Origin of the sequence: Hydrogenophaga sp., assembly GCF_014773545.1 — a bacterium.
Taxonomy (GTDB): Bacteria; Pseudomonadota; Gammaproteobacteria; order Burkholderiales; family Burkholderiaceae_C; genus Hydrogenophaga.
Map to the genome: position 1 here is coordinate 40811 of NZ_SDDV01000006.1, position 21617 is coordinate 62427.

Here is a 21617-nt window from a genome sequence, read left to right on the forward strand (position 1 = left end):
CAATATGGCTCGTATTGCAGGCATCAATATTCCGCCGCACAAGCACGCCGAAATCGGCTTGACGGCAATTTTCGGCATTGGCCGCACCCGCGCGCGCAAAATTTGCGTCGCCTGTGGCATTGACTACAGCAAGAAGATCAAGGATCTCAGCGACGCCGAACTGGAGCAGATTCGCGAGCAGGTCGGCAGCTTCACCATTGAAGGTGATCTGCGGCGCGAAACCACCCTGAACATCAAGCGTTTGATGGACATCGGCTGCTACCGGGGTTTTCGTCATCGCCGCGGTCTGCCGGTGCGCGGTCAGCGCACCAAGACCAATGCGCGCACGCGCAAAGGTCCGCGCAAGGCAGCGCAGTCGCTGAAAAAATAATCGGATAGAAGGACATTTATGCCCAAAACCACCTCCCCCAGCGCGGCCGCGCGCGTGCGCAAAAAGGTGCGCAAGAACGTTGCCGATGGCATTGCACACGTCCATGCCTCGTTCAACAACACCATCATCACCATCACCGACCGCCAGGGTAACGCGCTGTCCTGGGCTTCGTCGGGTGGCCAGGGTTTCAAGGGTTCGCGCAAGTCGACGCCTTTTGCCGCCCAGGTGGCTTCTGAGGTGGCCGGGCGTGCCGCGATCGAACAAGGCATCAAGAATCTCGACGTCGAGATCAAGGGCCCCGGACCGGGGCGCGAGTCTTCGGTGCGCGCCCTAGGCGCCCTGGGCATTCGCATCAACTCCATTGCTGACGTCACGCCGGTGCCGCACAACGGTTGCCGTCCACAAAAGCGTCGTCGTATCTGAGCGATTCTGGGCGCTGCCAGCAGCGCCGACTTCATCACCCTCATAAGCCCACCGCCACCTTCGATCTCGACCATCCAGATCACTGAAGGTGGCTCCTGCAATTCATTGCAGCAGTCAAAACAGGAATTTCAACGTGGCACGTTACCTAGGCCCCAAGGCCAAACTCTCCCGCCGTGAAGGCTCTGACTTGTTGCTCAAAAGCGCGCGCCGCTCGATTAGCGACAAGGCCAAGTTCGATTCCAAGCCCGGCCAGCATGGCCGCACCTCGGGTCAGCGCACCTCTGACTACGGCGTGCAACTGCGCGAAAAGCAAAAAGTCAAACGCACCTACGGCGTGCTCGAGCGCCAGTTCCGACGCTACTTTGCACAGGCCGATCGCCGGCGTGGCAACACCGGCTCCAATTTGTTGTCGCTGCTCGAGACGCGTCTGGACAACGTGGTGTTTCGCATGGGCTTTGCATCGACCCGTGCTGAGGCGCGTCAGGTCGTCTCACACAAGGCGATCACCGTCAACGGCGATGCAGTCAACATTCCGTCCTATTCAGTCAAGCCGGGTGATGTGATCGCGGTGCGCGACAAATCGAAAAAACAGGGCCGTGTTCTCGAAGCCCTGGAGCTGGCCAAACAGATCGGTTTTCCCGCCTGGGTCGAGGTCTCCACCGACAAGGTCGAAGGTGTGTTCAAGAAGTCGCCAGACCGTGACGAGTTTGCTGCCGACATCAATGAATCGCTGATCGTCGAACTCTATTCCCGTTGATTTGGGTTTCGCTTTGCACCCCTGTGGTGCGTTTTGGCCCTGTGCCGTCTGCCTTATCGGTGTAACGAGCCGAGGGCATTGAAGGAAGTTTGAATGCTGCACAATCTGCTCAAGCCCAAGACCATCAGCGTCGAACATATTTCGACCCATCGTGCCAAAGTCACGCTCGAGCCGTTCGAGCGTGGTTATGGTCATACGCTGGGCAATGCGCTGCGTCGGGTTTTGCTCTCGTCCATGACCGGTCACGCGCCGACCGAAGTAACGATTGCTGGCGTGGTGCACGAGTATTCGTCGATCGAAGGCGTGCAAGAGGATGTGGTCAGCTTGCTGCTCAATCTCAAGGGTGTGGTGTTCAAGCTGCACAACCGTGACGAAGTGACGCTGAGTTTGCGCAAGGACGGCGAGGGCGTGGTGACGGCGGCTGATATTCAGACCCCGCATGACGTCGAGATCGTCAATCCAGAGCACTTGATTGCCACGCTGTCGGCGGGTGCCAAGCTGGATTTGCAGATCAAGGTCGAAAAGGGCCGGGGTTATGTGCCAGGCAACCTGCGCCGCACCGAGGACTCCTCGCGCTCGATCGGACGGATCGTGCTCGACGCCTCGTTCTCGCCGGTCAAGCGCATCAGTTACACGGTCGAAAGCGCACGGGTCGAGCAGCGCACCGACCTCGACAAGCTGGTGCTGGAGATTGAAACCAATGGATCGATCGGCCCGGAAGAGGCGGTGCGCGCCTCGGCTCGAATCCTGGTAGAGCAACTCGCGGTGTTCGCGCAACTCGAAGGCGAAGAATTCACTACCGGCCCTCAGCCCACGCGCAGTTTGCAGCAGTTCGACCCGATTTTGCTGCGCCCAGTCGACGAACTTGAACTGACCGTGCGCTCGGCGAATTGTCTCAAGGCAGAAAACATCTACTACATTGGCGATCTGATTCAGCGGGCTGAAAACGAATTGCTCAAAACCCCCAATCTGGGTCGGAAATCGCTCAACGAGATTAAGGAAGTGCTGGCCTCGCGCGGTTTGACCCTGGGCATGAAACTTGAAAACTGGCCCCCTGTTGGTCTGGACAAGCACTGAAGAAGTACGGCGTCTGGCGAAACGAGCCGGGCTTCCAAGCAACCCCCAGTACCTGATACGGCTGGGGGCAAAACAACTGAAAGGAACGAATAATGCGTCACGGCAATGGACTTCGCAAACTCAACCGCACCAGCGAGCACCGCCTCGCCATGCTGCGCAACATGATGAATTCGCTGCTTACGCACGAAGTCATAAAAACCACGCTGCCCAAGGCTAAGGAACTGCGCCGCGTCGTCGAACCCATGATTACCCTGGCTAAAGAGTCCAGCCTGGCAAACCGCCGCCTGGTCTTTGACCGCCTGCGAGACCGCGACGTGGTGGTCAAATTGTTCAACGAACTCGGCCCGCGCTTTAAGGCGCGCCCGGGCGGCTACACGCGCATTCTGAAAATGGGCTTTCGTGTCGGCGACAACGCACCGATGGCCTTGGTGGAGTTGGTCGATCGCGCAGAAGATGCTGCTTCTGTGGCAGAAGACGTAAAAGCATGATAGAATAACTCTTTTGACGCGCGGTGGAGCAGCCTGGTAGCTCGTTGGGCTCATAACCCAAAGGTCGCAAGTTCAAATCTTGCCCGCGCAACCAAAGATTCTAAGCCCCGCCAACACGCTTGTGTTTGCGGGGCTTTTTGGTCTTTGCTCAGTCAGTCGGCACGTTCAGCTTCTTGTTTGGTATGGCGCTCCGTCGCAAGCCCCTCAGTGCCTTTAGCTATTGATCCGACCCTGTGCAGTCTTAAACTGCATGGCGAACGTCGCAGCCCTAGATGTCGAGTTCCGTGCCCAAGGCCTGATGGCGCATCGGGTACATGAGCAGCCAGGGGATGGCATTGCACTGGGTCGCAAATTTCGTTGTGACGACAGGACATCCGGAAATCCTGCAAAAAAAAGAGCGGGCTTGTCGGTGGCAGTGCCACCGACAAGCCCGCTCTGGGAGCCGACTGAGTGGCTGCGTCTGCAGACGCAGCCGGGACATTACATGCCCATGTCGCCCATGCCACCCATGCCGCCCATGCCACCACCGCCGCCCATGGCGGGTGCGTCGGTTTTTGGCGACTCGGCCACCATGCACTCGGTGGTCAGCATCAGGCTGGCGACCGAAGCGGCGTTTTGCAGCGCGGTGCGGGTCACCTTGGTCGGGTCCAGAATGCCCATGTCGATCATGTCGCCATAGGTGTCGTTGGCGGCGTTGAAGCCGTAGTTGCCCGTTCCGGCCAGCACCGCGTTGACCACCACCGAGGCTTCGCCGCCGGCGTTGTTGACGATTTCACGCAGCGGCGATTCAACCGCCCGCATCACCAGCTTGATGCCGGCTTCTTGGTCGGCGTTGTCGCCCTTGATGTCACCGCAGGCCTGACGCGCGCGCAGCAGCGCCACGCCACCACCGGCCACAATGCCTTCTTCCACCGCCGCGCGCGTGGCGTGCAGCGCGTCTTCGACGCGGGCTTTCTTTTCCTTCATCTCGACTTCGGTGGCAGCGCCAACCTTGATCACCGCCACACCACCGGCCAGCTTGGCCACGCGCTCTTGCAGCTTTTCGCGGTCATAGTCGCTGGTGGCTTCTTCGATCTGCACGCGAACTTGCTTGACGCGGGCTTCGATGTCAGCGGCAGCACCGGCGCCGTCGATGATGATGGTGTTTTCCTTGCCGATTTCGATCCGTTTGGCTTGGCCCAGGTCGGCCAGCGTGACTTTTTCCAGCGACAGGCCCACTTCTTCGGCGATGACCTTGCCGCCGGTCAGGATGGCGATGTCTTCCAGCATGGCCTTGCGGCGGTCGCCAAAGCCCGGGGCTTTGACCGCCACCACTTTGAGGATGCCGCGAATGGTGTTGACCACCAGCGTGGCGAGCGCTTCGCCTTCGACGTCTTCGGCAATGATCAGCAACGGACGACCGGCCTTGGCCACCCCTTCCAGCGTCGGCAGCAGGTCGCGGATGTTGCTGATTTTCTTGTCGAACAGCAGCACAAAGGGGTTGTCCAACAGCGCGGCTTGTTTTTCCGGGTTGTTGATGAAGTAGGGCGAGAGGTAGCCGCGGTCGAACTGCATGCCTTCGACGATGTCGAGCTCGTTGTCCAGGCTCTTGCCGTCTTCGACCGTGATGACGCCTTCTTTGCCGACCTTGTCCATCGCGTTGGCAATGATGTCGCCGATCGATTCGTCGCTGTTGGCAGAGATCGATCCGACTTGGGCGATTTCTTTCGAAGTGGTGGTGGCTTTGGAGGCTTTCTTGAGTTCAGCAACCAAGGCGATGACGGCCTTGTCGATGCCGCGCTTCAAGTCCATCGGGTTCATGCCGGCGGCCACGTATTTCATGCCTTCGCGCACGATGGCTTGTGCCAGCACGGTGGCGGTGGTGGTGCCGTCACCGGCGTTGTCGCTGGTCTTGGAAGCGACTTCCTTGACCATTTGCGCGCCCATGTTTTGCAGCTTGTCTTTCAGCTCGATCTCTTTGGCCACCGAGACACCGTCCTTGGTGACGGTGGGAGCGCCGAAGGAGCGCTCGAGCACCACGTTGCGACCTTTGGGGCCGAGCGTGATTTTGACCGCGTTGGCCAGGATGTTCACGCCTTCGACCATGCGGGCGCGGGCTTCGCCGCCGAAAACTACGTCTTTTGCTGCCATGTGTATTTCTCCTAGGGTTAATCAGTTGGGGACCGTGCGGTCAGGCGCTTTGCGCATTGACCGATCCGTCCCGAAAATCATTTGGATTCGACGACGGCGAACAGGTCATCTTCTTTCATGACCAGCAGTTCGTTGCCATCGACCTTGATGGTCTGGCCGCTGTATTTGCCAAACAGAACGCGGTCACCGACCTTGACGTTCATGGGGCTGAGTTCGCCTTGCTCGTTTTTCTTGCCGGGGCCGACCGCCAGCACTTCACCCTGGTCAGGCTTCTCAGCGGCGGTGTCGGGGATGACGATGCCAGAGGCGGTCTTGGTTTCGCTGTCAAGGCGCTTGACGATCACGCGATCGGCGAGAGGACGAAGGTTCATTGCATCTCCTGAAATGGAACGGTAGTGGATGGGTGGCGAACGGTCTGATCGGCCGCAGGCGGCGCATCAGACCGAAGATCGACTGAAGCCAGTATGTTAGCACTCGTCTTCAGCGAGTGCTAATGATAAGGGCGTGACGCGTCATTTTCAAGGGCCGACTGGCCGCTGGGTCGAAAAATCGGGTCGACACGGTCAAAAATGCGCCCGATAGCCGCCGTCTGAGGGATGGCGCACTCAGAATGTCAATTCCGGCAGAGCTGTTTCAGACAAAGTCAGGTCCATGCCTTCGAAGGGTAGGGTGAAATAAAAGCAGCAACCCTGGTCGGGCGCGCTCTCGGCCCAGATGCGACCGCCGTGGCGCTCGATGATGCGCTGCGTCAGCGCCAGCCCGGTGCCGGTGCCCTCGAAGTCCATCGAATGGTGTTGACGCTGGAACATCACGAACAGGCTGTGCGCTTTTTCCAGATCGAAGCCGACGCCGTTGTCCTTGATGTGGAAGGTTCGCCCGCCCACCGGGGTGACCCGCCAACCTACCTCGATGCGGGCGACTGCGCGCGCTCGGGTGTATTTGACCGCGTTGTCCAGCAAATTGCCCCAGACCTGCGCCAGCAGCATGGCGTCGCCGCGCACCACCGGCAGATCGTCCTCGATCACCCATTCGATCGTGCGCCCTTGAGTCTGGGGCTGCAAATGGCTGATCACGCCCTGGATCAGCGGCGCCAGCGGCACCGGCTGTGACTCCAGCGCCACCCGGCCCAGCCGGGCGTATTCCAGCAACCCCTCTATCATGCAGCCCATGCGCTTGCTGGCCTTGGCGGTCGACCCCAGGTATTGCAAGACCAGCGGATCGCTGGACGGGCCCAGTTCCTCTTGCAACAGGCTGACAAAACTGCCGATGTGGCGCAGTGGGGCACGCAGGTCGTGCGAGACCATGTGCGAGAACACGTCCAGATCCTTGTTGGCCGCCACCAGTTGCTGGGTGCGCTCGGCGACGCGCTTTTCCAGTTCCCGGTTGAGGTCGTTCATCACGTCTTCCAGGCTTTTGGCGGCGGTCATGTCGCGCGTGATGCAAGACAGGCCCTGCAGCTCGCCGCCCGGGTCGCGCAGCGCCGTCAGCACGGTCAGGGCCCAAAAGCGCGAGCCATCGTCGCGCAGCCTCCAGCCGCGCGACTCCCACTGGCCGTGTGCCTTGGCCAGGCGCAGCACCTGGTCCGGGTCGAGCTCGTCTTCGCCCGCGTTGTCGTTCGAGAGCAGGCAGTGGTACGGGCGGCCCAGCATCTGCTGGCGCGGGTGGCCGTGCAGGCGCTGCGCGCTTTCGGTCCATTCCGTCACCAGGCCGTTGGCGTCGATGAAGTAGATGCAGTAGTCCTGGATCGCGTCGACCATCAGTCGGTAGCGCTGCTCGCTCTGGAACAGCGCGGCGCTGCGCTCGCGCACGCGCTCTTCCAGGTCGCGGTTGGCCTGCAGCACGAATTCTTCCGAGTGGCGGCGCTCGCTGATGTCGTGTACCTCAATGAAAATGCCCTGCACCGCGCCGCATTCCCAGTCCGGGATGTAGTGAACTTCAAAGAACTGGCGTGTGCCATCGGATTGTGTGCGCTCGGCTTCAAACTTCTGGCTGTGGCCGTTGAGCGCGGCCGCCACCCGTTGGAAAATTTCCGGCAATAAATCCGGGCGAACCACCTCGCTCAGGTGCGAGCCCAGCAGGTCACTGGGCAACTTGCCATAGCGCGCGGCCTGGGCGGCGTTTGAGAATTGGCAGTGCAGGTCTTTGTCGTAGTAGGCCAGACGCACCGGAATGCGGTCGGTCAGGGTTTGCAAAAAGCGGGTGTGCGCACCCAGCCGCTGCTCGACCGTCAGCCGTTCGCTGATGTCGCTGAGCGCCGTTTCGCTGTGCACAAAACGACCCTGCTCGTCATGCACGCTGCACGACGTCAACTGCACCGGCAGATGGCTGCCGTCGCGGCGCAGCAACTTGATTTCGATCGGCTGCGCGCAGCCGGTCTCGCGCAGCGCCGTGAGGTGCTGCACCAGCGCGGCACGCGAACAGTCGTCAAGCCGCATGGCTGCCGCGGGTTGCCCGATCACCTCGGCGCGCTGGCAACCCAGCCAGTGCAGCGCAGTTTGGTTGATTTCGATCACGTTCAAATCGGCATCTATCGCCAGCAAGCCGCAGGCGGCGTGTTCGTAGCGCGCACGCGCACGTGCCAACTCGGTTTGCAGTTCTTGTGTGCGCAGCGTCAGCAAGCGTTCGAGCTCGGATGCCGTGGTATCCATGGTGCGGGGCTCCAGGTCGATGAAAGATGCGACAACGATATTGCCTTTGCGTGCATATCGGATGTTGTGGCAAAAAATTCAGGCTGACCGAGCGCCGCAATGGCGGGATCGCTTGCAGCAAAAAAGCGCTGCGCGTGCCCCGGGCTTACAGCCCGGCCGCTGCACGCAGCGTGGCGGCTTTGTGATCTGTCGCCCCAAAGACAGCGGCCCGCTGCGCGTGCCCCGGGCTTACAGCCCGGCCGCTGCACGCAGCGTGGCGGCTTTGTCCGTCTTTTCCCAGGTGAAATCGGGTTCATCGCGGCCGAAGTGGCCGTAGGCGGCGGTTTTTTGGTAGATCGGGCGCAGCAGGTCGAGCATTTGGATGATGCCCTTGGGGCGCAGGTCAAAGTGTTCGGTCACCAGGGCGGCAATTTGCTCGTCCGGGATCACGCCCGTACCTTCGGTGTAGACCGTCACATTCATCGGCCGCGCCACGCCAATGGCGTAGGCGACCTGAATCTGGCACTGGCGTGCCAGGCCGGCGGCGACGATGTTTTTGGCCACGTAGCGTGCGGCGTAGGCGGCTGAGCGATCCACTTTGCTCGGGTCTTTGCCGCTGAAGGCGCCGCCGCCGTGCGGGCAGGCGCCGCCGTAGGTGTCGACGATGATCTTGCGCCCGGTCAGGCCGCAGTCGCCCTGCGGGCCGCCGATGACGAAGCGCCCGGTCGGGTTGATTAGGTACTTGGTGTTTTGCAGCCATTCCTTGGGCAACACCGGCTTGATGATGTCTTCGATCACCGCCTCGTAGAACTCGGGCTTCATTTTGTGGCCCAGGCTCCATTCGGGCGCGTGCTGGGTGCTCAGCACCACGGTGTCTATGCTGTGTGGTTTGCCGTCGACGTAGCGCATCGTCACCTGGCTCTTGGCGTCGGGCCGCAAAAAGGGCATGCGGCCGTCTTTGCGCAACTGCGCCTGGCGCTCGACCAGCCGGTGCGCGTAGTAGATCGGCGCCGGCATCAGCTCGGGCGTTTCGTCGCAGGCGTAGCCGAACATCAGGCCCTGGTCGCCAGCACCGGTGTTGAGGTGGTCGTCGCAGGCGTGGTCTACCCCTTGCGCAATGTCGTTGCTTTGCTTGTCGTAGGCCACCAGCACCGCGCAGCCCTTGTAGTCGATGCCGTAGTCGGAGTTGTCGTAGCCGATGCGCTTGATGGTGTCGCGCGCCACCTGTATGTAGTCGACGTGCGCGTTGGTGGTGATCTCTCCCGCCAGCACCACCAGGCCGGTGTTGGTCAGGGTTTCGGCGGCCACGCGCGAGCGCGGGTCTTGCTGGAAGATCGCGTCGAGAATGGCGTCGGAAATCTGGTCGGCCACCTTGTCGGGGTGGCCTTCGGAGACGGATTCGGAAGTGAAGAGAAAGTCGTTCGCCATATAAACTCCTGGGTTGATGGATCGGCGTTGCCGGTCTGTCAGGGTTCGGCGAACGCTTTAGCGGTATTTTTCAGTCGCCCCGCAATTAGTTCAGTAACTCAGCGACAGGCCGATTTTAGCAGCCTGAATTTTTTCCTCACGCCCCCTTGGTGGGAGCGACTGCCCTGATCGGTTCGTGGACTTTTTTTTTCGTCTCCTCTTCATTGTCTTGAGCAAGCTGCCGTTGCCGCTGCTGCATGCGGGTGGCATGGTGCTCGGCTGGGCCAGTTTTCTGCTCTCGCGCCGCTACCGCCAGCGCCTCTTGAGCCATGCCCGGCAGGCCGGGCAGTCGCGTTGGCTGGCGCTGGCTGCGGTGGGCGAGGCCGGCAAGATGGCGGCCGAGTTGCCGCGCCTGTGGCTGGGGCGGCCGGTGCAAGTGGGTTGGGAAGGCGCGGCCCACATCGAAGCCGCGCTGGCGCACGGCCGCGGCGTGTTGTTTCTGACGCCGCATCTGGGTTGTTTCGAGGTCGCCGGGCAGGCGCTGGCGGCGCGCTTTGGAGATCGCTTGCCGCTGACCGGCTTGTACCGCCCGGCGCAGCAGCCCTGGCTGCGCGAGATCATGCGCAGCGCGCGCAACCGTCCGGGTCTGCACACCGTGCCGACCACGCTGGCCGGTGTGCGGCAGTTGATCCGCGCACTCAAGGCCGCGCAAGCGGTGATCTTGCTGCCTGACCAGGTGCCGCCGCAGGGGCAGGGCGTCTGGGCCGCATTCCACGGCCGTCCGGCCTATACCGTGACCTTGCCGGCCCGGCTGGCGCACAGCAGCGGTGCGCAACTGCTGCTGATCTGGGGCGAGCGCTTGCGCTGGGGGCGCGGCTATCTGGTGCACGTGCGGCCATTTCTTGCGGGCGGCGGCGCGGCGCTGGCGCTGGATGCGCAAGCAGCGGCGCGGCAAATCAACCAGGCCATGGAAGCGCTGGTGCGAGAATGCCCGCAGCAATACCTGTGGTCTTACCACCGCTTCAAGCAACCCGCGCCGCCGGCGCCGGCACACGCAGCGGTGCCGGGGCATGACTGAGCGCCTGCCCGCTGGTTGCGCATGTCGTTAAAAAGCTTGTATCAACACGCTGTGCTGCCTTGGCTGCGGCGCTGTGGCAACCGGTTCGGGCTGGGTTTCATGCGCCTGATGGCGCGGCTGCCCTTGACTTGGGTGCGCGGCATCGGTTGGCTGCTCGGGCGGGTGCTGCACGTTCTGGTGCGGCGGCGCCGGCGCATCGCGCGCGCCAACTGGGCCTTGTGTTTTCCGCACCAGAGCGCGCAGCAGGTGCGGCTGGCTGTGCGGCGGCACTTCGTGTTGTATGCCCAGGCCTGGCTCGATCGCGGCTGGCTCTGGGGTGCCGACGAAGCCACTGTGCGCTCGCGCCTGCACCTGGTGGGGGCGCTGCACGAGTTGCAAGGCAGCGCGCCGACGCTGATTTTTGCCCCGCACTTCCTGGGTATGGACGCTGGCGGCAGCGCGCTGGCGCTGGGGGTGCAGCGGCCGTTTGCCAGCGTCTACACCCGCCAGCGCAACGCGGCGGTCGATCGCTGGCTTCGGGCGGGTCGCCTGCGCTTTGGCCAAGGGCAATTGATTGAGCGCCGCCAAGGCCTGCGTGGCGCGGTGCAGGCCTTGCGCGCGGGTGCTGCGCTCTACATCCTGCCCGATATGGACATGGGGCGACAGGGGTCGGTGTTCGTGCCCTTTTTTGGCATTCCGGCGGCCACCGTGCCGACCTTGGCGCGGCTGGCACGGCTGACTTCGGCCAAGGTGGTGCCCGTCATCAGCCGCCTGACGCCGCAGGGCTACGAGGTGCAGGTGCTGCCGGCCTGGAGTGACTACCCCGGCGTTGACGTGCAGGCCGACACCGCTTTGATGAATCAGCGGCTCGAACACATGATTCTGACCATGCCCGAGCAGTACTACTGGGTACACCGGCGCTTTAAGACGCGGCCGCCGGGTGAGCCGCCGCTGTACCCCACCGGCCTATGAAGGGCAGTTCTGGCAATTCAAAAAATACCTTCAGCGGCAGCGGCCTCGGGCGCGGGCTCTTGGCCCTGCGTCCAGTGCCGCAGCAGCAGGGCGACTTCGTCCAGGCCTTGTTTTTTCAGCGCCGAAAACAGCAGCGCCTGGCCGCCGCCGCACTGCAGGCGCGCAATCGACAGCGCCTTGGCCGCTTCAGCGCGGTTGAGTTTGTCGGCCTTGGTCAGCAGCAGCAGCAGATGCAGGCCTGCTTGCACCCGAGGCCGAATCACGTCGAGCAAAATTTCGTCCAACTCGGTCAGGCCCAGGCGCGGGTCACACAGCAGCACCACGCCGGTGAGGTTTTCGCGCGTCAGCAAGTAGTTGCCCATCACGCGCTGCCAGCGCAGCTTGGCTTCGCGCGGCACCGCTGCGTAGCCGTAGCCCGGCAGGTCGGCAAGCACGGCGTCGGTGACGCCGTGCTTGCCCAGTTCAAACAGGTTGATGCTTTGCGTGCGACCCGGCGTCTTGGAGGCAAAGGCCAGCCTCTTTTGTTGTGTCAGCGTGTTGATGCAGGTCGACTTGCCGGCGTTGGAGCGACCGACGAAGGCAATTTCGGGCAGCGTCAGCGCGGGCAGGTGTTCCAGTTGCGGTGCGCTGGTGAGAAAACGGGCGGTGTGCAACCAGCCGTGCGCGGCCTTGATGTGCTCGCGCACAGGGCTGCCGTCTGTGCGTTCCAGCGTGGGTGGGGAGGCTGGCGTAGTGGATATGTGCATGGAAATTCGCTGAGGTGGTGGGACATTGTAAAATCGGTTGGGCCAAAATCCCACGAACCAGCAGCCCATCAACCCGAACCCGTCGCCATCGGCACCAGATCCGCCATGAAATTGTCTGCCTCACTTCTTTGTGTCGCTGCCGCTGCAGCCTTGTCGCTCAGCGTTCAGGCCCAGCAAGTCGTTCCCGATCTGACCCGGGGTGCGGCACTGTACAACCAAATGTGCATGGTCTGCCACGGAGTGAACGGCAATTCGACCATGCCGGCCAATCCGAGCCTGGCGCAGCAGCACCCAGAATATCTGATCAAGCAGTTGCAAGACTATAAGTCGGGCAAGCGCGAGAGCGCGATCATGAGAGGTTTTGCCGCCGCGCTGTCCGACGCCGATAAGCGCGACATTTCTTTCTGGCTGGCAGCTCAGACCAAGACGCCGGGTTACGCGCAAGCGGACATAGAAAGCGTGCAACTGGGCAAGCGCATCTTCCGCGGCGGCATTGCCGATCGCCGCATCGCTTCCTGCGCGGCCTGCCATGGCCCTGGTGGTGCCGGCATTCCGGCTCAGTTCCCGCGTCTGGCCGGCCAGCATGCCGAGTACACCATCAGCCAGATGAAGGCGTTTCGGGACGGCACGCGCAAGAACAGTCCCATGATGGCGGGCGTGGCCGCACGCATGAACGACCGCGAAATCCGCGCCGTGTCGGACTACATCGCTGGTTTGCGTTAAAGCACGCAGTCCGGGCGGCGCCCCAGCCCCGGTTCAGCGAAAGTGCGCAAAACCGCGCCGCGATGTGCGGATGAAGGCCGCCAGTTGCTGCACCGCCGGGCTGTTTTGGGCTTGCAACTCGTCCAGAATAGACGCCAGCTCGCGCAGCGAGCGCAGAGCCTGGAACGCTCGTTTCAACGCCGCCATCTCGCTGGCCGCCCAGCCGGCGCGGCGCAGCCCGACCACATTGAGAGCGCGCGCGCGGCCCGGGTTGCCGTCGGTGATGGCAAAGGGCAGACAGTCTTGGCTGACGCGGGCGCTGGCGGCCACCAGCGCCAGCGGGCCGACACGGCAGAACTGGTGCAGCGTGACCGCGCCCGAGATGAAGGCGCGCTCGCCGATCTCGACATGGCCGCCCAGCAGCGCGCCGTTGGCCAGCACCACCCGGTCGGCCAGCGTGCAGTCGTGCGCAACGTGGCTGTAGGCCATGAGAAAACAGCCGCTGCCGACGCGGGTGACGCCGCCGGCGTGGTTGCTGCGGTGTACCGTCACACCCTCGCGCAAGCGGTTGTCATCGCCGATTTCAACCCAGCTTTCGCAGGGCTGAAATTTGAAGTCCTGTGGTTCGCCACCCAACACCACGTGCTCGGCCAGGTGGTTGTTGCGCCCGAGCCGGGTGTAGCGCTTGACGACGGCGTGGCTGGCGATCTGGCAGCCGTCGCCGATTTCGGTCTGGGCTTCGATCACCGCGTAGGGGCCCACGCTGACGCCCTGGCCGATGCGGGCGCTGTCGTCGATCAGGGCGGTGTGGTGGATGCTCATGCGTGGTGGGCCGCCAGCACCAGGTCGGCAATGTGGTCGATCTGGTTTGGTTTGAGCAAGGGGGAGATGGGTAGCGAAATGACTTTTTGCACCATGCGCTCGGTCACCGGAAGCTCCAGAGCAGCGTATTGCTGGCCGTACAGTTCTTGCCGGTGCAGCGCAATCGGGTAATAAATGGCATTGCCGACGCCGGCGCCGGTGAGCGCGGCGGCGATCGCGTCGCGTCGCTCGCTTTGCACGGTGTATTGGTGAAACACGTGTCGACCGTGGCCGTCTTCGTGCGGGGTGACGATGCCGCTGCCGGCAAAACGCGCGTTGTAGGCGTGCGCAACGCACCGGCGCAGCCGGTTGAATTCGTCGATGCGCTTGAGCTTGACGCGCAAAACGACGGCTTGCAGTTCGTCGAGCCGGCTGTTGTAGCCCAGCACCTCGTGGTGGTAGCGCACGCGGCTGCCGTGGCTGGCGAGCACGCGCACCTGCGCGGCCAGGCGGTCGTCGTCGGTCACCACCATGCCGCCGTCGCCGAAAGCGCCCAGGTTTTTGCTGGGGTAGAACGAGAAGCAGCCCAAGTCACCGTAGGCGCCTGATTTTTTGCCGCCGTAGTCGGCGCCGAAAGACTGGGCGGCGTCTTCGATCAGGTGCAGGCCGTGCTGGCGGCACAGCGCCGCCAGCGGCTCCAGCCGTGCCGGCTGGCCGTACAGGTGCACCGGCACGATGGCGCGGGTGCGCGGCCCGATGGCGGCGGCAACCTGTGCCGGGTCCAGGTTGTAGCTTAGCGGGTCGATGTCGACGAATACCGGCCGGGCGCCGCACAGCGAAATGGTCGAAGCGCTGGCCAAGAAGGTGAACGCCGTGGTGATGACTTCGTCGCCGGCCTGTATGCCGCAGGCGCGCAGCGCCAGCAACAAGGCGTCGGTGCCCGAGGCGCAGGCAATGGCGTGCCGGCTGCCGCAGTAGGCCGCGACTTCTTGCTCGAAGGCACGCACGTTGGGCCCGCCGATGTACTGGGTGGCAGCGAGTGCGGCCAGCAGCACCGGGTTCAGTTCGTCCTGGAGCAGTTCGTATTCTGCCTTGAGGTCTACCATGGGGATGTTCATGCGCGCAGGTCTTTCGTGCGTTGCTGGGGTTGCTGCATTTGACGGCCGAGTTCGAGCGCCAGCGCCAGTGCACGCCGTCCGGCCACGCCGTCCACCACCGCCGCTGTCTGCTGGCGCACCGCCGCCACAAAGGCGCTGATCTCGCTGTGCAGCGCGTCGCCGGGCGGCACCTCGATGGCCTCGCTTGCCAGCGGCTGCTGCGGGTCCGGGTGGCGGCGCACCGCGCTCAGTTGGCGCGTGCCAAAGTCGATCGAGAGGTATTCGTCTTTCTGGAACAGGCGCATCTTGCGCAGCGTGCTGGTGCTGACACGGCTGGCGCTCAGGTTGGCCACGCAGCCGTTGTCAAACTCGATGCGGGCGTTTCCGATGTCGATGCCATCGGTCAATACCGGCACGCCGCTGGCGCGCAGCTCGCGCACCGGGCTGTTGATCACCGACAAAATCAGATCGAGGTCGTGGATCATCAGGTCGAGCACCACGCTGACGTCGGTGCCGCGCGGCTTAAAGGGTGCCAGTCGGTGCGCCTCGATGAAGATCGGTTTTTGAATGCGCGCGCGCAGCGCCAGCCAGGCCGGGTTGAAGCGCTCCAGGTGGCCGACCTGCAACAGCCGCTGCTGGCGCTCGGCCAGTTGGATCAGGGCGTCGGCCTGCGCTACGGTCTGGGTGATTGGTTTTTCGACCAGCACGTGCACGCCGGCCGCCAGGCAGTCTTGCACCACCTCGAAATGCCGCTCGGTCGGCACCGCCACCGAAACCAGATCGATCTGGCCCAGCAGCATGCGATAGTCGCTCACGCAGGCCACAGCCAGTTCGGCTGCCACTGCGGCGGCACGCCCAGGGTCGGCATCGGCCACGCCGACCAGCTCGACGCCCTCAATGGCGGCGTATTTCTGGGCATGAAAGCGGCCCAGGTGGCCCACGCCGATGACGGCGGCGCGCAGATTTTTCATCGAAAACAAACTCCGGTTGGAAACCCACCCCTTCAGGGGGAATAATCTAACGCAGGATGAGCGCAAGCTCTTCCGTGTTGTTTCGCCCGGCCAGTCCGGGTGCGGATTGAAACATGGCGATGCTTGTGCGGCTGAGCGCCGCAGCAGCTTGTGCAGCGCCCCAATTATGGCGGTATTGCATCGGCGGGCCGGGTCTTTGCGCTGCGTTCGCGCACATGTGGGCGGCAGGCGCATAATGCGCACGCTGCCTTGTCCGTCAGGCAGCGTGCTGTTTTTTTCGGTCAGCCCCCATCTTTCCCCCCCCACTTTTTCCATGAGCGCATCGACCCAAGGTCTGCAACTGCGCACCGGTTCGCGCATTTTGGGCAACTGGGTCGAGTTGCTCTCATCGATGCGGTTTGCCATTTCCTTGCTGGCGGTGATCTGCATCGCCTCGGTGATTGGCACCGTGGTCAAGCAGCACGAGCCGCTGAACAATTACGTCAATAAGTTCGGGCCGTTCTGGGCCGAGGTGTTCGCCAGCGCCCACCTGTTTTCGGTCTACAGCGCCTGGTGGTTCATCCTGATCCTGGCCTTTTTGGTTGCCAGTACCAGTTTGTGCATTGCGCGTCAGACGCCCAAAATTTTTGCCGACTTCAGGGCTTACAAAGAAAACATGCGCGAGCAAAGCCTGCGCGCCTTTGCGAATCGGGCCGAAGCGGCGTTGAACGAAGCGCCGGAGCAGGCCGCGCAGCGCATGGGTCAAACCCTGCTGCGTTCGGGCTGGAGGGTCAAGTTGCAGTCGCGCCCCGGCCCGCAAGGCACCGGCTGGATGGTGGCGGCCAAAAAAGGCCGGGCCAACAAGATCGGCTATCTGGCCGCACACAGCGCCATTGTGCTGATTTGCGTCGGCGCCCTGCTCGACGGCGACCTGATGGTGCGGGCACAGACCTGGTTCAACGGCAAGCAGGTGTATGCCGGCAGCGGCCTGATCGCCAACGTGCCGGCCCAGCACCGCATTTCGGCCAGCAACCCGACCTTCCGGGGCAATCTGCTGGTGACCGAAGGCGCTGGCGCCGACACCGCCATTCTGGTGCGGCCCGACGGCGTGCTGCTGCAAGAGTTGCCGTTTTCTATCGAGCTGAAAAAATTCATCGTCGAGTACCACGCCAGCGGACAACCCAAGCTGTTCGCCAGCGACATCGTGATTCACGATCACGACAGTGGTGCCAAAAGAAGCGCCCGGGTCGAAGTCAACCACCCGGTCAGCCACCGCGGCATCACCATCTACCAGTCCAGCTTCAGCGACGGCGGCTCGCGCGTCAAGTTGCAGGCGCTGCCGCTGTCTGGCGCGCGGGCGCCGTTCGAGGTCGCGGGCGTGATCGGTGGCAGCGCCGAAATCGGTCTCGGCAGCGAGCGCTTCACCCTCGAATTCACCGACTTGCGCGTCCTCAACGTGGAAAACCTGGCGGCGATCGATGGCGCAGCGCTGGCCGCTCCGGCACCGACTGACCTGCGCCGCGCGATCGAGAGCCGCCTGGGCGCCGGCAACAAAACCGTGACCGAGCGCCATTTGCGCAACGTCGGACCGAGCATCACCTACAAGCTGCGCGACGCCGCCGGTCAGGCGCAGGAATTTCACAACTACATGCTGCCGATGGAGGTCGACGGTTTGCGCTTGTTCATGTTCGGCGTGCGCGATGCGAGCGCCGAAGAATTTCGCTACCTGCGCATCCCGGCCGACGCGCAAGACAGTCTGGACGACTTTGTGCGCCTGCGCGTCGCGCTGGCCGATGCGGCGCTGCGTGAGCAGGCCGTGCAGCGTTTCGTCGCTGTGGCCGGGCAAAGCGGCGGCCCGCAGATGGCGGCGGCCTTGCGGGCTTCGGCGGCGCGCACCCTCGGTCTGTTTGCCGGTGCCGAGCAGGTCAACACGAGCTGGCCGCGCGCCGACGGTCAACCGCAGCCGGTGCGCGGCGGCCTGCCGGCGCTGTCGGTTTTTTTGGAGGCCAACGTGCCCGCGTCCGAACGCGAACGCGCCGGCGCCGTATTGGTGCAGGTGTTGCACGGCACGCTGTACGAATTGATGCAACTCAGCCGCGAGCGTGCCGCCTTGCCTGCACTGCCGCGCAGCGAGTTCACCCAGCGCTTCATGGCGGCGGCCGTCATCAGCCTGAGCGACAGCTTTTTTTACCATGCGCCTGTGGCCTTGCAGCTCAAGGATTTCGAGCACGTGCAGGCCAGCGTATTCCAGCTCGCGCGTGCGCCGGGTCAAAACATCGTTTATCTGGGTTGCTTGTTGCTGATCATCGGCATTTTTGCCATGCTCTACGTGCGCGAGCGTCGCGTCTGGGTTTGGCTGGCCCCCCGTGGCGAGCAGGGCGCACAGGCCAGCCTGGCTTTGTCGACGAATCGCAAGACCATGGAGTCTGACCAGGAGTTTGAACTGCTGAAAAGCCAGTTGCTCCACCGATCGGCGGCTGACACCATCGGCGGCTGAGCGCCAGTCCCAACGCAAGCCTTTGCTTTACTCACAGGTGCTTTCATGAACGCCTCCAGCGCCAGCCAAACCATAAAACTCAAGCGCAGCGGCGCTGGCAGCGGCCTGGAGCCGGGCTACTGGCAACGCCGCGACCGCTGGGACTGGCTGTTTGCGCTGCTGACGCTGGCCGCAGGCGCGCTGGCTTTTGTGCGCTACGGCCAGGCAATGGACGTTTATGAAACGGCGATTTTGCTGGGCGCGCTGCCGGCGCTGATCGGGCTCGGTTGGTTCTGGCGGCCGCTGCGCGCGCTGACGCTGGGGGTGGGGGCGCTGGCGCTGCTGGCGATCTGGCTCTATCAGACGCCCGCCGGGGCCGATCTGGCGCGCGCCGACCAGACCTTCTTGCTCAAGTATTTCATCTCCAGTCAGTCGGCCATTTTGTGGATGAGTCTGCTGTTTTTCATGAGCACGGCGTTTTACTGGGTCGGTCTGCTCACGCGCGCGGGCCAGACCTTCGAGCTGCTGGGCTCGCGCCTGGCCTGGGTGGCGGTCAGTCTGGCGCTGGTCGGCAGCCTGGTGCGCTGGTACGAGAGCCACCAGATCGGGCCCGACATCGGTCACATACCGGTCAGCAACCTGTACGAGGTGTTCGTGCTGTTTTGCTGGATGACGGCGCTGTTTTACCTCTACTACGAAGACAAGTACAAAACCCGCTCGCTCGGGGCTTTTGCCCTGCTGGTGGTCAGCGCTGCCGTTGGTTTTTTGCTCTGGTACACGCTGACGCGCGAGGCGCACGAAATCCAGCCGTTGGTGCCGGCCTTGCAGAGTTGGTGGATGAAGGTGCACGTGCCGGCCAATTTTGTCGGCTATGGCACCTTTGCCATTGCCGCCATGGTGGCGTTTGCCTACCTGATCAAGCAAAGCGCGGGCGAGACCCGCTGGTACAAACTCGCCCCCCTGGGGCTGCTGGGCGTGGTGTTGGCGTTTGAGCCGATTGTGTTTCGCCAGCCGCAGCACGCCGGCGGCAGCTTCTGGTTTGTCTACTTTGGCATCGCAGCGCTGGTCGTGACCGGCATCTTGTTGGGCAGGCGCCGCATTGCCCAGCGACTGCCCAGCCTGGAGGTGATGGATGACCTGATGTACAAGGCGATTGCGATTGGCTTTGCCTTCTTCACCGTCGCCACCGTGCTGGGCGCGCTCTGGGCCGCCGAGGCCTGGGGGGGCTACTGGAGCTGGGACCCGAAAGAAACCTGGGCGCTGATCGTCTGGCTCAATTACGCCGCCTGGCTGCACATGCGGCTGATGAAGGGGTTGCGCGGCACCGTGGCGGCCTGGTGGGCGCTGGTGGGCCTGGCCATCACCACTTTTGCCTTCATCGGTGTCAACATGTTCCTTGGCGGTCTGCACAGCTATGGCGAGCTTTGAGCGCGGTGTCCAGGCGATCAGGGGTTTTCAGGGCGCCCCCACTGCTGCACCGGCGCTCCCCCTTCGAACGCGGCAATTGCGCAACTCGCTGCGCTGGCGCTTGTTCGGCTTGCGATAATTGGAATCTGACCCCGATTATCCCCCGATTATCCTGACCCCGATTATCCCTGAGCGCTGGGCAGCAGCGACTCCAGGCGCAACTGGTCGGCGGCGGTTTCGCGCGCTCGAATCAGCGTGGCGCACGCGCCGTCGACCAGCACCTCGGCCGCCCGCCCGCGCGTGTTGTAGTTGCTCGCCATGCTCGTGCAGTAGGCGCCGGCGGAGAGTACCGCCAGCCAGTCTCCGGTTTGTGCTGCCAGCGTGCGCTCGCGGCCCAGCCAGTCGCCGCTTTCGCACACCGGCCCGACCACTTCCCAGTTGCTCGGCGCCTGTTCGCGCGGCGCAAGCGCGACGATTTGGTGAAACGCTTGATACAGCGCCGGACGCGGCAGGTCGTTCATGGCCGCGTCAACGATCAGGAAGTTTTTCGGGTCGCCAGGTTTTTCATACAGCACCTCGGTCACGCATACGCCGGCGTTGCCCACTAGCGAGCGGCCAGGTTCGACCAAAATCTTGCGCCCGCCGTGGCCGCGCGCGTCCATGCGTTGCAGCAGGCGCTGCCACAGCTCGTCGGCCGCCGGCGGCGTCTCGTCGTGGTAGGCGATGCCCAGGCCGCCGCCAAAATTGATCTGCGGCAAGGGGATGCCGGCCGCTTCGATCAGCTCGATCAGGTCGAGCACGCGCTCCAGGGCGTCCAAATAGGGCTCGACCTGGGTGATTTGCGAGCCGATGTGGCAGTCTATGCCCAGCACCCGCAAACCGGCGCAGGCGCTGGCGTGGCGGTAGCTGGCCAGCACCTGCGCTTGCGCAATGCCAAATTTATTGTGCTTCAGCCCGGTGGAAATGTAGGGGTGGGTTTGGGGGTCCACGTTCGGGTTGACGCGCAGGCTGACCGGTGCGCGCAGGCCCATCTCCAGCGCCACTTGATTGAGCACGTCGATCTCGGCGCGGCTCTCGACGTTGAAGCAGTCAATGCCCACGTCGAGCGCGCGCCGCATCTCGGTGCGGGTTTTGCCCACACCGGAAAAAACCACCTTGGCCGGATCGGCGCCGACCGCCAGGGCGCGCTCGAGCTCGCCGCCCGAGACGATGTCCAGGCCGCAGCCGGCTTGCACCAGCGTTTGCACGATCGCCAGGGTCGGGTTGGCCTTCATGGCGTAGCAAATCTGGTATTGCCGGCCCGCCAGCCCGCGCTGGTAGGCCGCCAAGGCGGCCAGCAGCGCCGCCTTGCTGTAGACGAACAGCGGCGTGCCGTGCTGGCGCGCCAGTGTTTGCAGTGGCACATCCTCGACCGTGAGTTGTCCCGCCTGATAAGTGAAAAAAGGGGGCAGACCGGGCGTGGCGGCAAGGCTGGAGAGGGACATGCAGGACTTTGGTTGGATGAGTCGTCAGCCGGGCGCAAGACGGCGCTGCGCTGGCTCAAAAGGGCAAAGGGGGCAAGAGATCAAGGCACGGGTGCAGCCACTGGGGCATTCGGGGTCGCGGGGGCCGCAGCGCCAGCGGGTGTGGCGGTGACGGCCGGAGCCGGCAAAAAAAGCGGGCCACGCTGGCCACAGCCAAGCAGCAGCAACCCAGTGCACAGCAGGGCGGACAAGCGCGGCAGGCGCCGGGTCCGGGTTGCGTCTCCTACAATTTGCCGAACTTCTTTCATGGACGAATTGTAATGACCGACATCGAATACTTGGACCAGGCCGAGGCGCTGCTGCGGGCGGTGGAGCGCTGCTGCGACTGCATCAACGAAAGTTCAGACGCCGACATCGACAACCAGCGCGTCGGCGGCATGGTCACGCTGGGCTTTTCCAATGGCAGCCAAATCGTCATCAACCTGCAAAAGCCCTTGCACGAGGTCTGGCTGGCAGCGCGTGTCGGTGGCTTTCACTACCGGTTTGACGGCGCGGCCTGGATCGACACCAAGGGCCAGGGCGAGTTTTTTGATCGCTTGTCGCAATGCGCCAGCGAGCAAGCCGCCATGCCCTTGCGCTTTAGGGCGCTTCTATAACTACCCGTTCG

Annotated in this window: 21 protein-coding genes and 1 tRNA gene; 12 read left to right on the forward strand and 10 right to left on the reverse strand. The window is 63.4% G+C overall.

Translation table 11 applies throughout. The features are described 5' to 3' along the window. Positions 1-4 precede the first annotated feature (4 nt). The 6 genes from rpsM (at position 5) to EST26_RS06080 (ending at position 3209) form a co-directional block, all read left to right on the forward strand. Positions 5-370 carry a 30S ribosomal protein S13 gene (rpsM, locus tag EST26_RS06055; RefSeq protein ID WP_291066172.1) on the forward strand — a complete coding sequence of 122 codons (366 nt, stop codon included), beginning with the start codon at positions 5-7 and terminating at the stop codon, positions 368-370. An 18-nt stretch (positions 371-388) separates the two neighbouring features. Beyond that, the gene (rpsK, locus tag EST26_RS06060; RefSeq protein WP_291066175.1) at positions 389-793 is read left to right on the forward strand and encodes a 30S ribosomal protein S11; all 405 of its coding nucleotides are present in this window, start codon (positions 389-391) and stop codon (positions 791-793) included. A 133-nt stretch (positions 794-926) separates the two neighbouring features. Next, the gene (rpsD, locus tag EST26_RS06065; RefSeq protein ID WP_291066177.1) at positions 927-1550 is read left to right on the forward strand and encodes a 30S ribosomal protein S4; all 624 of its coding nucleotides are present in this window, start codon (positions 927-929) and stop codon (positions 1548-1550) included. Between the two features lie 93 nt (positions 1551-1643). Continuing rightward, entirely contained in the window at positions 1644-2627 is a 984-nt protein-coding gene (rpoA, locus tag EST26_RS06070; RefSeq protein ID WP_291066179.1) for a DNA-directed RNA polymerase subunit alpha, read from the forward strand. Positions 2628-2719: 92 nt separating this feature from the next. Further along, complete coding sequence (gene rplQ / locus EST26_RS06075) at positions 2720-3115, forward strand: 50S ribosomal protein L17 (RefSeq protein WP_291066181.1); 396 nt, start codon at positions 2720-2722, stop codon at positions 3113-3115. A gap of 17 nt (positions 3116-3132) precedes the next feature. Continuing rightward, positions 3133-3209: transfer RNA gene (locus EST26_RS06080), tRNA-Met, on the forward strand. A gap of 386 nt (positions 3210-3595) precedes the next feature. Here EST26_RS06080 and groL read toward each other — a convergent pair. From groL to metK, 4 genes are all read right to left on the reverse strand, one after another. Next, positions 3596-5245, reverse strand: coding sequence for a chaperonin GroEL (gene groL / locus EST26_RS06085; RefSeq protein WP_291066183.1), 1650 nt, complete (start codon positions 5243-5245; stop codon positions 3596-3598). 77 nt (positions 5246-5322) lie between these two features. After that, positions 5323-5616: a co-chaperone GroES gene (gene groES, locus EST26_RS06090; RefSeq protein WP_291066185.1), complete on the reverse strand. Its 294-nt coding sequence runs from the start codon at positions 5614-5616 to the stop codon at positions 5323-5325. A 234-nt stretch (positions 5617-5850) separates the two neighbouring features. Next, positions 5851-7893 carry a PAS domain-containing protein gene (locus EST26_RS06095; RefSeq protein ID WP_291066187.1) on the reverse strand — a complete coding sequence of 681 codons (2043 nt, stop codon included), beginning with the start codon at positions 7891-7893 and terminating at the stop codon, positions 5851-5853. Positions 7894-8121: 228 nt separating this feature from the next. Continuing rightward, entirely contained in the window at positions 8122-9300 is a 1179-nt protein-coding gene (gene metK / locus EST26_RS06100) for a methionine adenosyltransferase (protein WP_291066190.1), read from the reverse strand. Between the two features lie 175 nt (positions 9301-9475). Here metK and EST26_RS06105 point away from each other — a divergent pair, with 175 nt between their 5' ends. Beyond that, on the forward strand, positions 9476-10357 hold the full coding sequence (locus tag EST26_RS06105) for a lysophospholipid acyltransferase family protein (protein WP_291066192.1): 882 nt from the start codon (positions 9476-9478) through the stop codon (positions 10355-10357). 21 nt (positions 10358-10378) lie between these two features. Then, positions 10379-11308: a lipid A biosynthesis acyltransferase gene (locus EST26_RS06110; protein WP_291066194.1), complete on the forward strand. Its 930-nt coding sequence runs from the start codon at positions 10379-10381 to the stop codon at positions 11306-11308. Positions 11309-11325: 17 nt separating this feature from the next. Here the strand turns inward: EST26_RS06110 and yihA are convergent, their stop codons facing one another. Continuing rightward, positions 11326-12054, reverse strand: coding sequence for a ribosome biogenesis GTP-binding protein YihA/YsxC (gene yihA / locus EST26_RS06115; RefSeq protein ID WP_291066195.1), 729 nt, complete (start codon positions 12052-12054; stop codon positions 11326-11328). Between the two features lie 105 nt (positions 12055-12159). Between yihA and EST26_RS06120 the strand changes: the two genes are divergently transcribed. Continuing rightward, on the forward strand, positions 12160-12777 hold the full coding sequence (locus tag EST26_RS06120) for a c-type cytochrome (RefSeq protein WP_291066196.1): 618 nt from the start codon (positions 12160-12162) through the stop codon (positions 12775-12777). Positions 12778-12810: 33 nt separating this feature from the next. On the opposite strand, the gene lpxA is transcribed toward EST26_RS06120, so the two are convergent. The 3 genes from lpxA to EST26_RS06135 are packed head-to-tail and all read right to left on the reverse strand — an operon-like array spanning position 12811 to position 15625. Further along, entirely contained in the window at positions 12811-13578 is a 768-nt protein-coding gene (gene lpxA, locus EST26_RS06125; protein ID WP_291066198.1) for an acyl-ACP--UDP-N-acetylglucosamine O-acyltransferase, read from the reverse strand. Then, entirely contained in the window at positions 13575-14675 is a 1101-nt protein-coding gene (locus EST26_RS06130) for a DegT/DnrJ/EryC1/StrS family aminotransferase (protein ID WP_291066200.1), read from the reverse strand. Before EST26_RS06130 ends, lpxA begins: the two co-directional genes overlap by 4 nt. Next, the gene (locus EST26_RS06135; RefSeq protein ID WP_291066203.1) at positions 14672-15625 is read right to left on the reverse strand and encodes a Gfo/Idh/MocA family oxidoreductase; all 954 of its coding nucleotides are present in this window, start codon (positions 15623-15625) and stop codon (positions 14672-14674) included. The genes EST26_RS06130 and EST26_RS06135 overlap by 4 nt, the downstream gene beginning before the upstream one ends. A 313-nt stretch (positions 15626-15938) precedes the next feature. Between EST26_RS06135 and EST26_RS06140 the strand changes: the two genes are divergently transcribed. Both EST26_RS06140 and ccsB read left to right on the forward strand, forming a co-directional pair. Continuing rightward, positions 15939-18101 (forward strand): cytochrome c biogenesis protein ResB, encoded by a 2163-nt coding sequence (locus EST26_RS06140; protein WP_291066205.1) that lies wholly within the window; start codon positions 15939-15941, stop codon positions 18099-18101. Between the two features lie 45 nt (positions 18102-18146). Then, complete coding sequence (ccsB, locus tag EST26_RS06145; protein WP_291066207.1) at positions 18147-19508, forward strand: c-type cytochrome biogenesis protein CcsB; 1362 nt, start codon at positions 18147-18149, stop codon at positions 19506-19508. A 161-nt stretch (positions 19509-19669) separates the two neighbouring features. Here the strand turns inward: ccsB and lysA are convergent, their stop codons facing one another. Together lysA and EST26_RS10460 are read right to left on the reverse strand one after the other, a co-directional pair. Continuing rightward, positions 19670-20971 carry a diaminopimelate decarboxylase gene (lysA, locus tag EST26_RS06150; protein ID WP_291066209.1) on the reverse strand — a complete coding sequence of 434 codons (1302 nt, stop codon included), beginning with the start codon at positions 20969-20971 and terminating at the stop codon, positions 19670-19672. A gap of 80 nt (positions 20972-21051) precedes the next feature. Then, positions 21052-21258, reverse strand: a complete 207-nt coding sequence (locus EST26_RS10460; protein ID WP_366474444.1) for a lipoprotein — start codon at positions 21256-21258, stop codon at positions 21052-21054. Positions 21259-21270: 12 nt separating this feature from the next. On the opposite strand from EST26_RS10460, the gene cyaY reads away from it, so the two are divergent. Beyond that, complete coding sequence (gene cyaY, locus EST26_RS06155) at positions 21271-21606, forward strand: iron donor protein CyaY (RefSeq protein WP_291066211.1); 336 nt, start codon at positions 21271-21273, stop codon at positions 21604-21606. Positions 21607-21617: the final 11 nt, after the last annotated feature.

Bases quoted from the DNA above. Each gene is read 5' to 3' on its own strand.
- groES (WP_291066185.1), bottom strand. From the start codon at position 5,616: ATGAACCTTCGTCCTCTCGCCGATCGCGTGATCGTCAAGCGCCTTGAC.
- EST26_RS06135 (WP_291066203.1), bottom strand. From the start codon at position 15,625: ATGAAAAATCTGCGCGCCGCCGTCATCGGCGTGGGCCACCTGGGCCGC.
- EST26_RS06140 (WP_291066205.1), top strand. From the start codon at position 15,939: ATGAGCGCATCGACCCAAGGTCTGCAACTGCGCACCGGTTCGCGCATT.
- EST26_RS10460 (WP_366474444.1), bottom strand. From the start codon at position 21,258: ATGAAAGAAGTTCGGCAAATTGTAGGAGACGCAACCCGGACCCGGCGC.
- cyaY (WP_291066211.1), top strand. From the start codon at position 21,271: ATGACCGACATCGAATACTTGGACCAGGCCGAGGCGCTGCTGCGGGCG.
- ccsB (WP_291066207.1), top strand. From the start codon at position 18,147: ATGAACGCCTCCAGCGCCAGCCAAACCATAAAACTCAAGCGCAGCGGC.
- lpxA (WP_291066198.1), bottom strand. From the start codon at position 13,578: ATGAGCATCCACCACACCGCCCTGATCGACGACAGCGCCCGCATCGGC.
- EST26_RS06130 (WP_291066200.1), bottom strand. From the start codon at position 14,675: ATGAACATCCCCATGGTAGACCTCAAGGCAGAATACGAACTGCTCCAG.
- groL (WP_291066183.1), bottom strand. From the start codon at position 5,245: ATGGCAGCAAAAGACGTAGTTTTCGGCGGCGAAGCCCGCGCCCGCATG.
- lysA (WP_291066209.1), bottom strand. From the start codon at position 20,971: ATGTCCCTCTCCAGCCTTGCCGCCACGCCCGGTCTGCCCCCTTTTTTC.
- EST26_RS06110 (WP_291066194.1), top strand. From the start codon at position 10,379: ATGTCGTTAAAAAGCTTGTATCAACACGCTGTGCTGCCTTGGCTGCGG.
- metK (WP_291066190.1), bottom strand. From the start codon at position 9,300: ATGGCGAACGACTTTCTCTTCACTTCCGAATCCGTCTCCGAAGGCCAC.
- rpsM (WP_291066172.1), top strand. From the start codon at position 5: ATGGCTCGTATTGCAGGCATCAATATTCCGCCGCACAAGCACGCCGAA.
- rpoA (WP_291066179.1), top strand. From the start codon at position 1,644: ATGCTGCACAATCTGCTCAAGCCCAAGACCATCAGCGTCGAACATATT.
- rplQ (WP_291066181.1), top strand. From the start codon at position 2,720: ATGCGTCACGGCAATGGACTTCGCAAACTCAACCGCACCAGCGAGCAC.
- yihA (WP_291066195.1), bottom strand. From the start codon at position 12,054: ATGCACATATCCACTACGCCAGCCTCCCCACCCACGCTGGAACGCACA.
- EST26_RS06120 (WP_291066196.1), top strand. From the start codon at position 12,160: ATGAAATTGTCTGCCTCACTTCTTTGTGTCGCTGCCGCTGCAGCCTTG.
- rpsK (WP_291066175.1), top strand. From the start codon at position 389: ATGCCCAAAACCACCTCCCCCAGCGCGGCCGCGCGCGTGCGCAAAAAG.
- EST26_RS06095 (WP_291066187.1), bottom strand. From the start codon at position 7,893: ATGGATACCACGGCATCCGAGCTCGAACGCTTGCTGACGCTGCGCACA.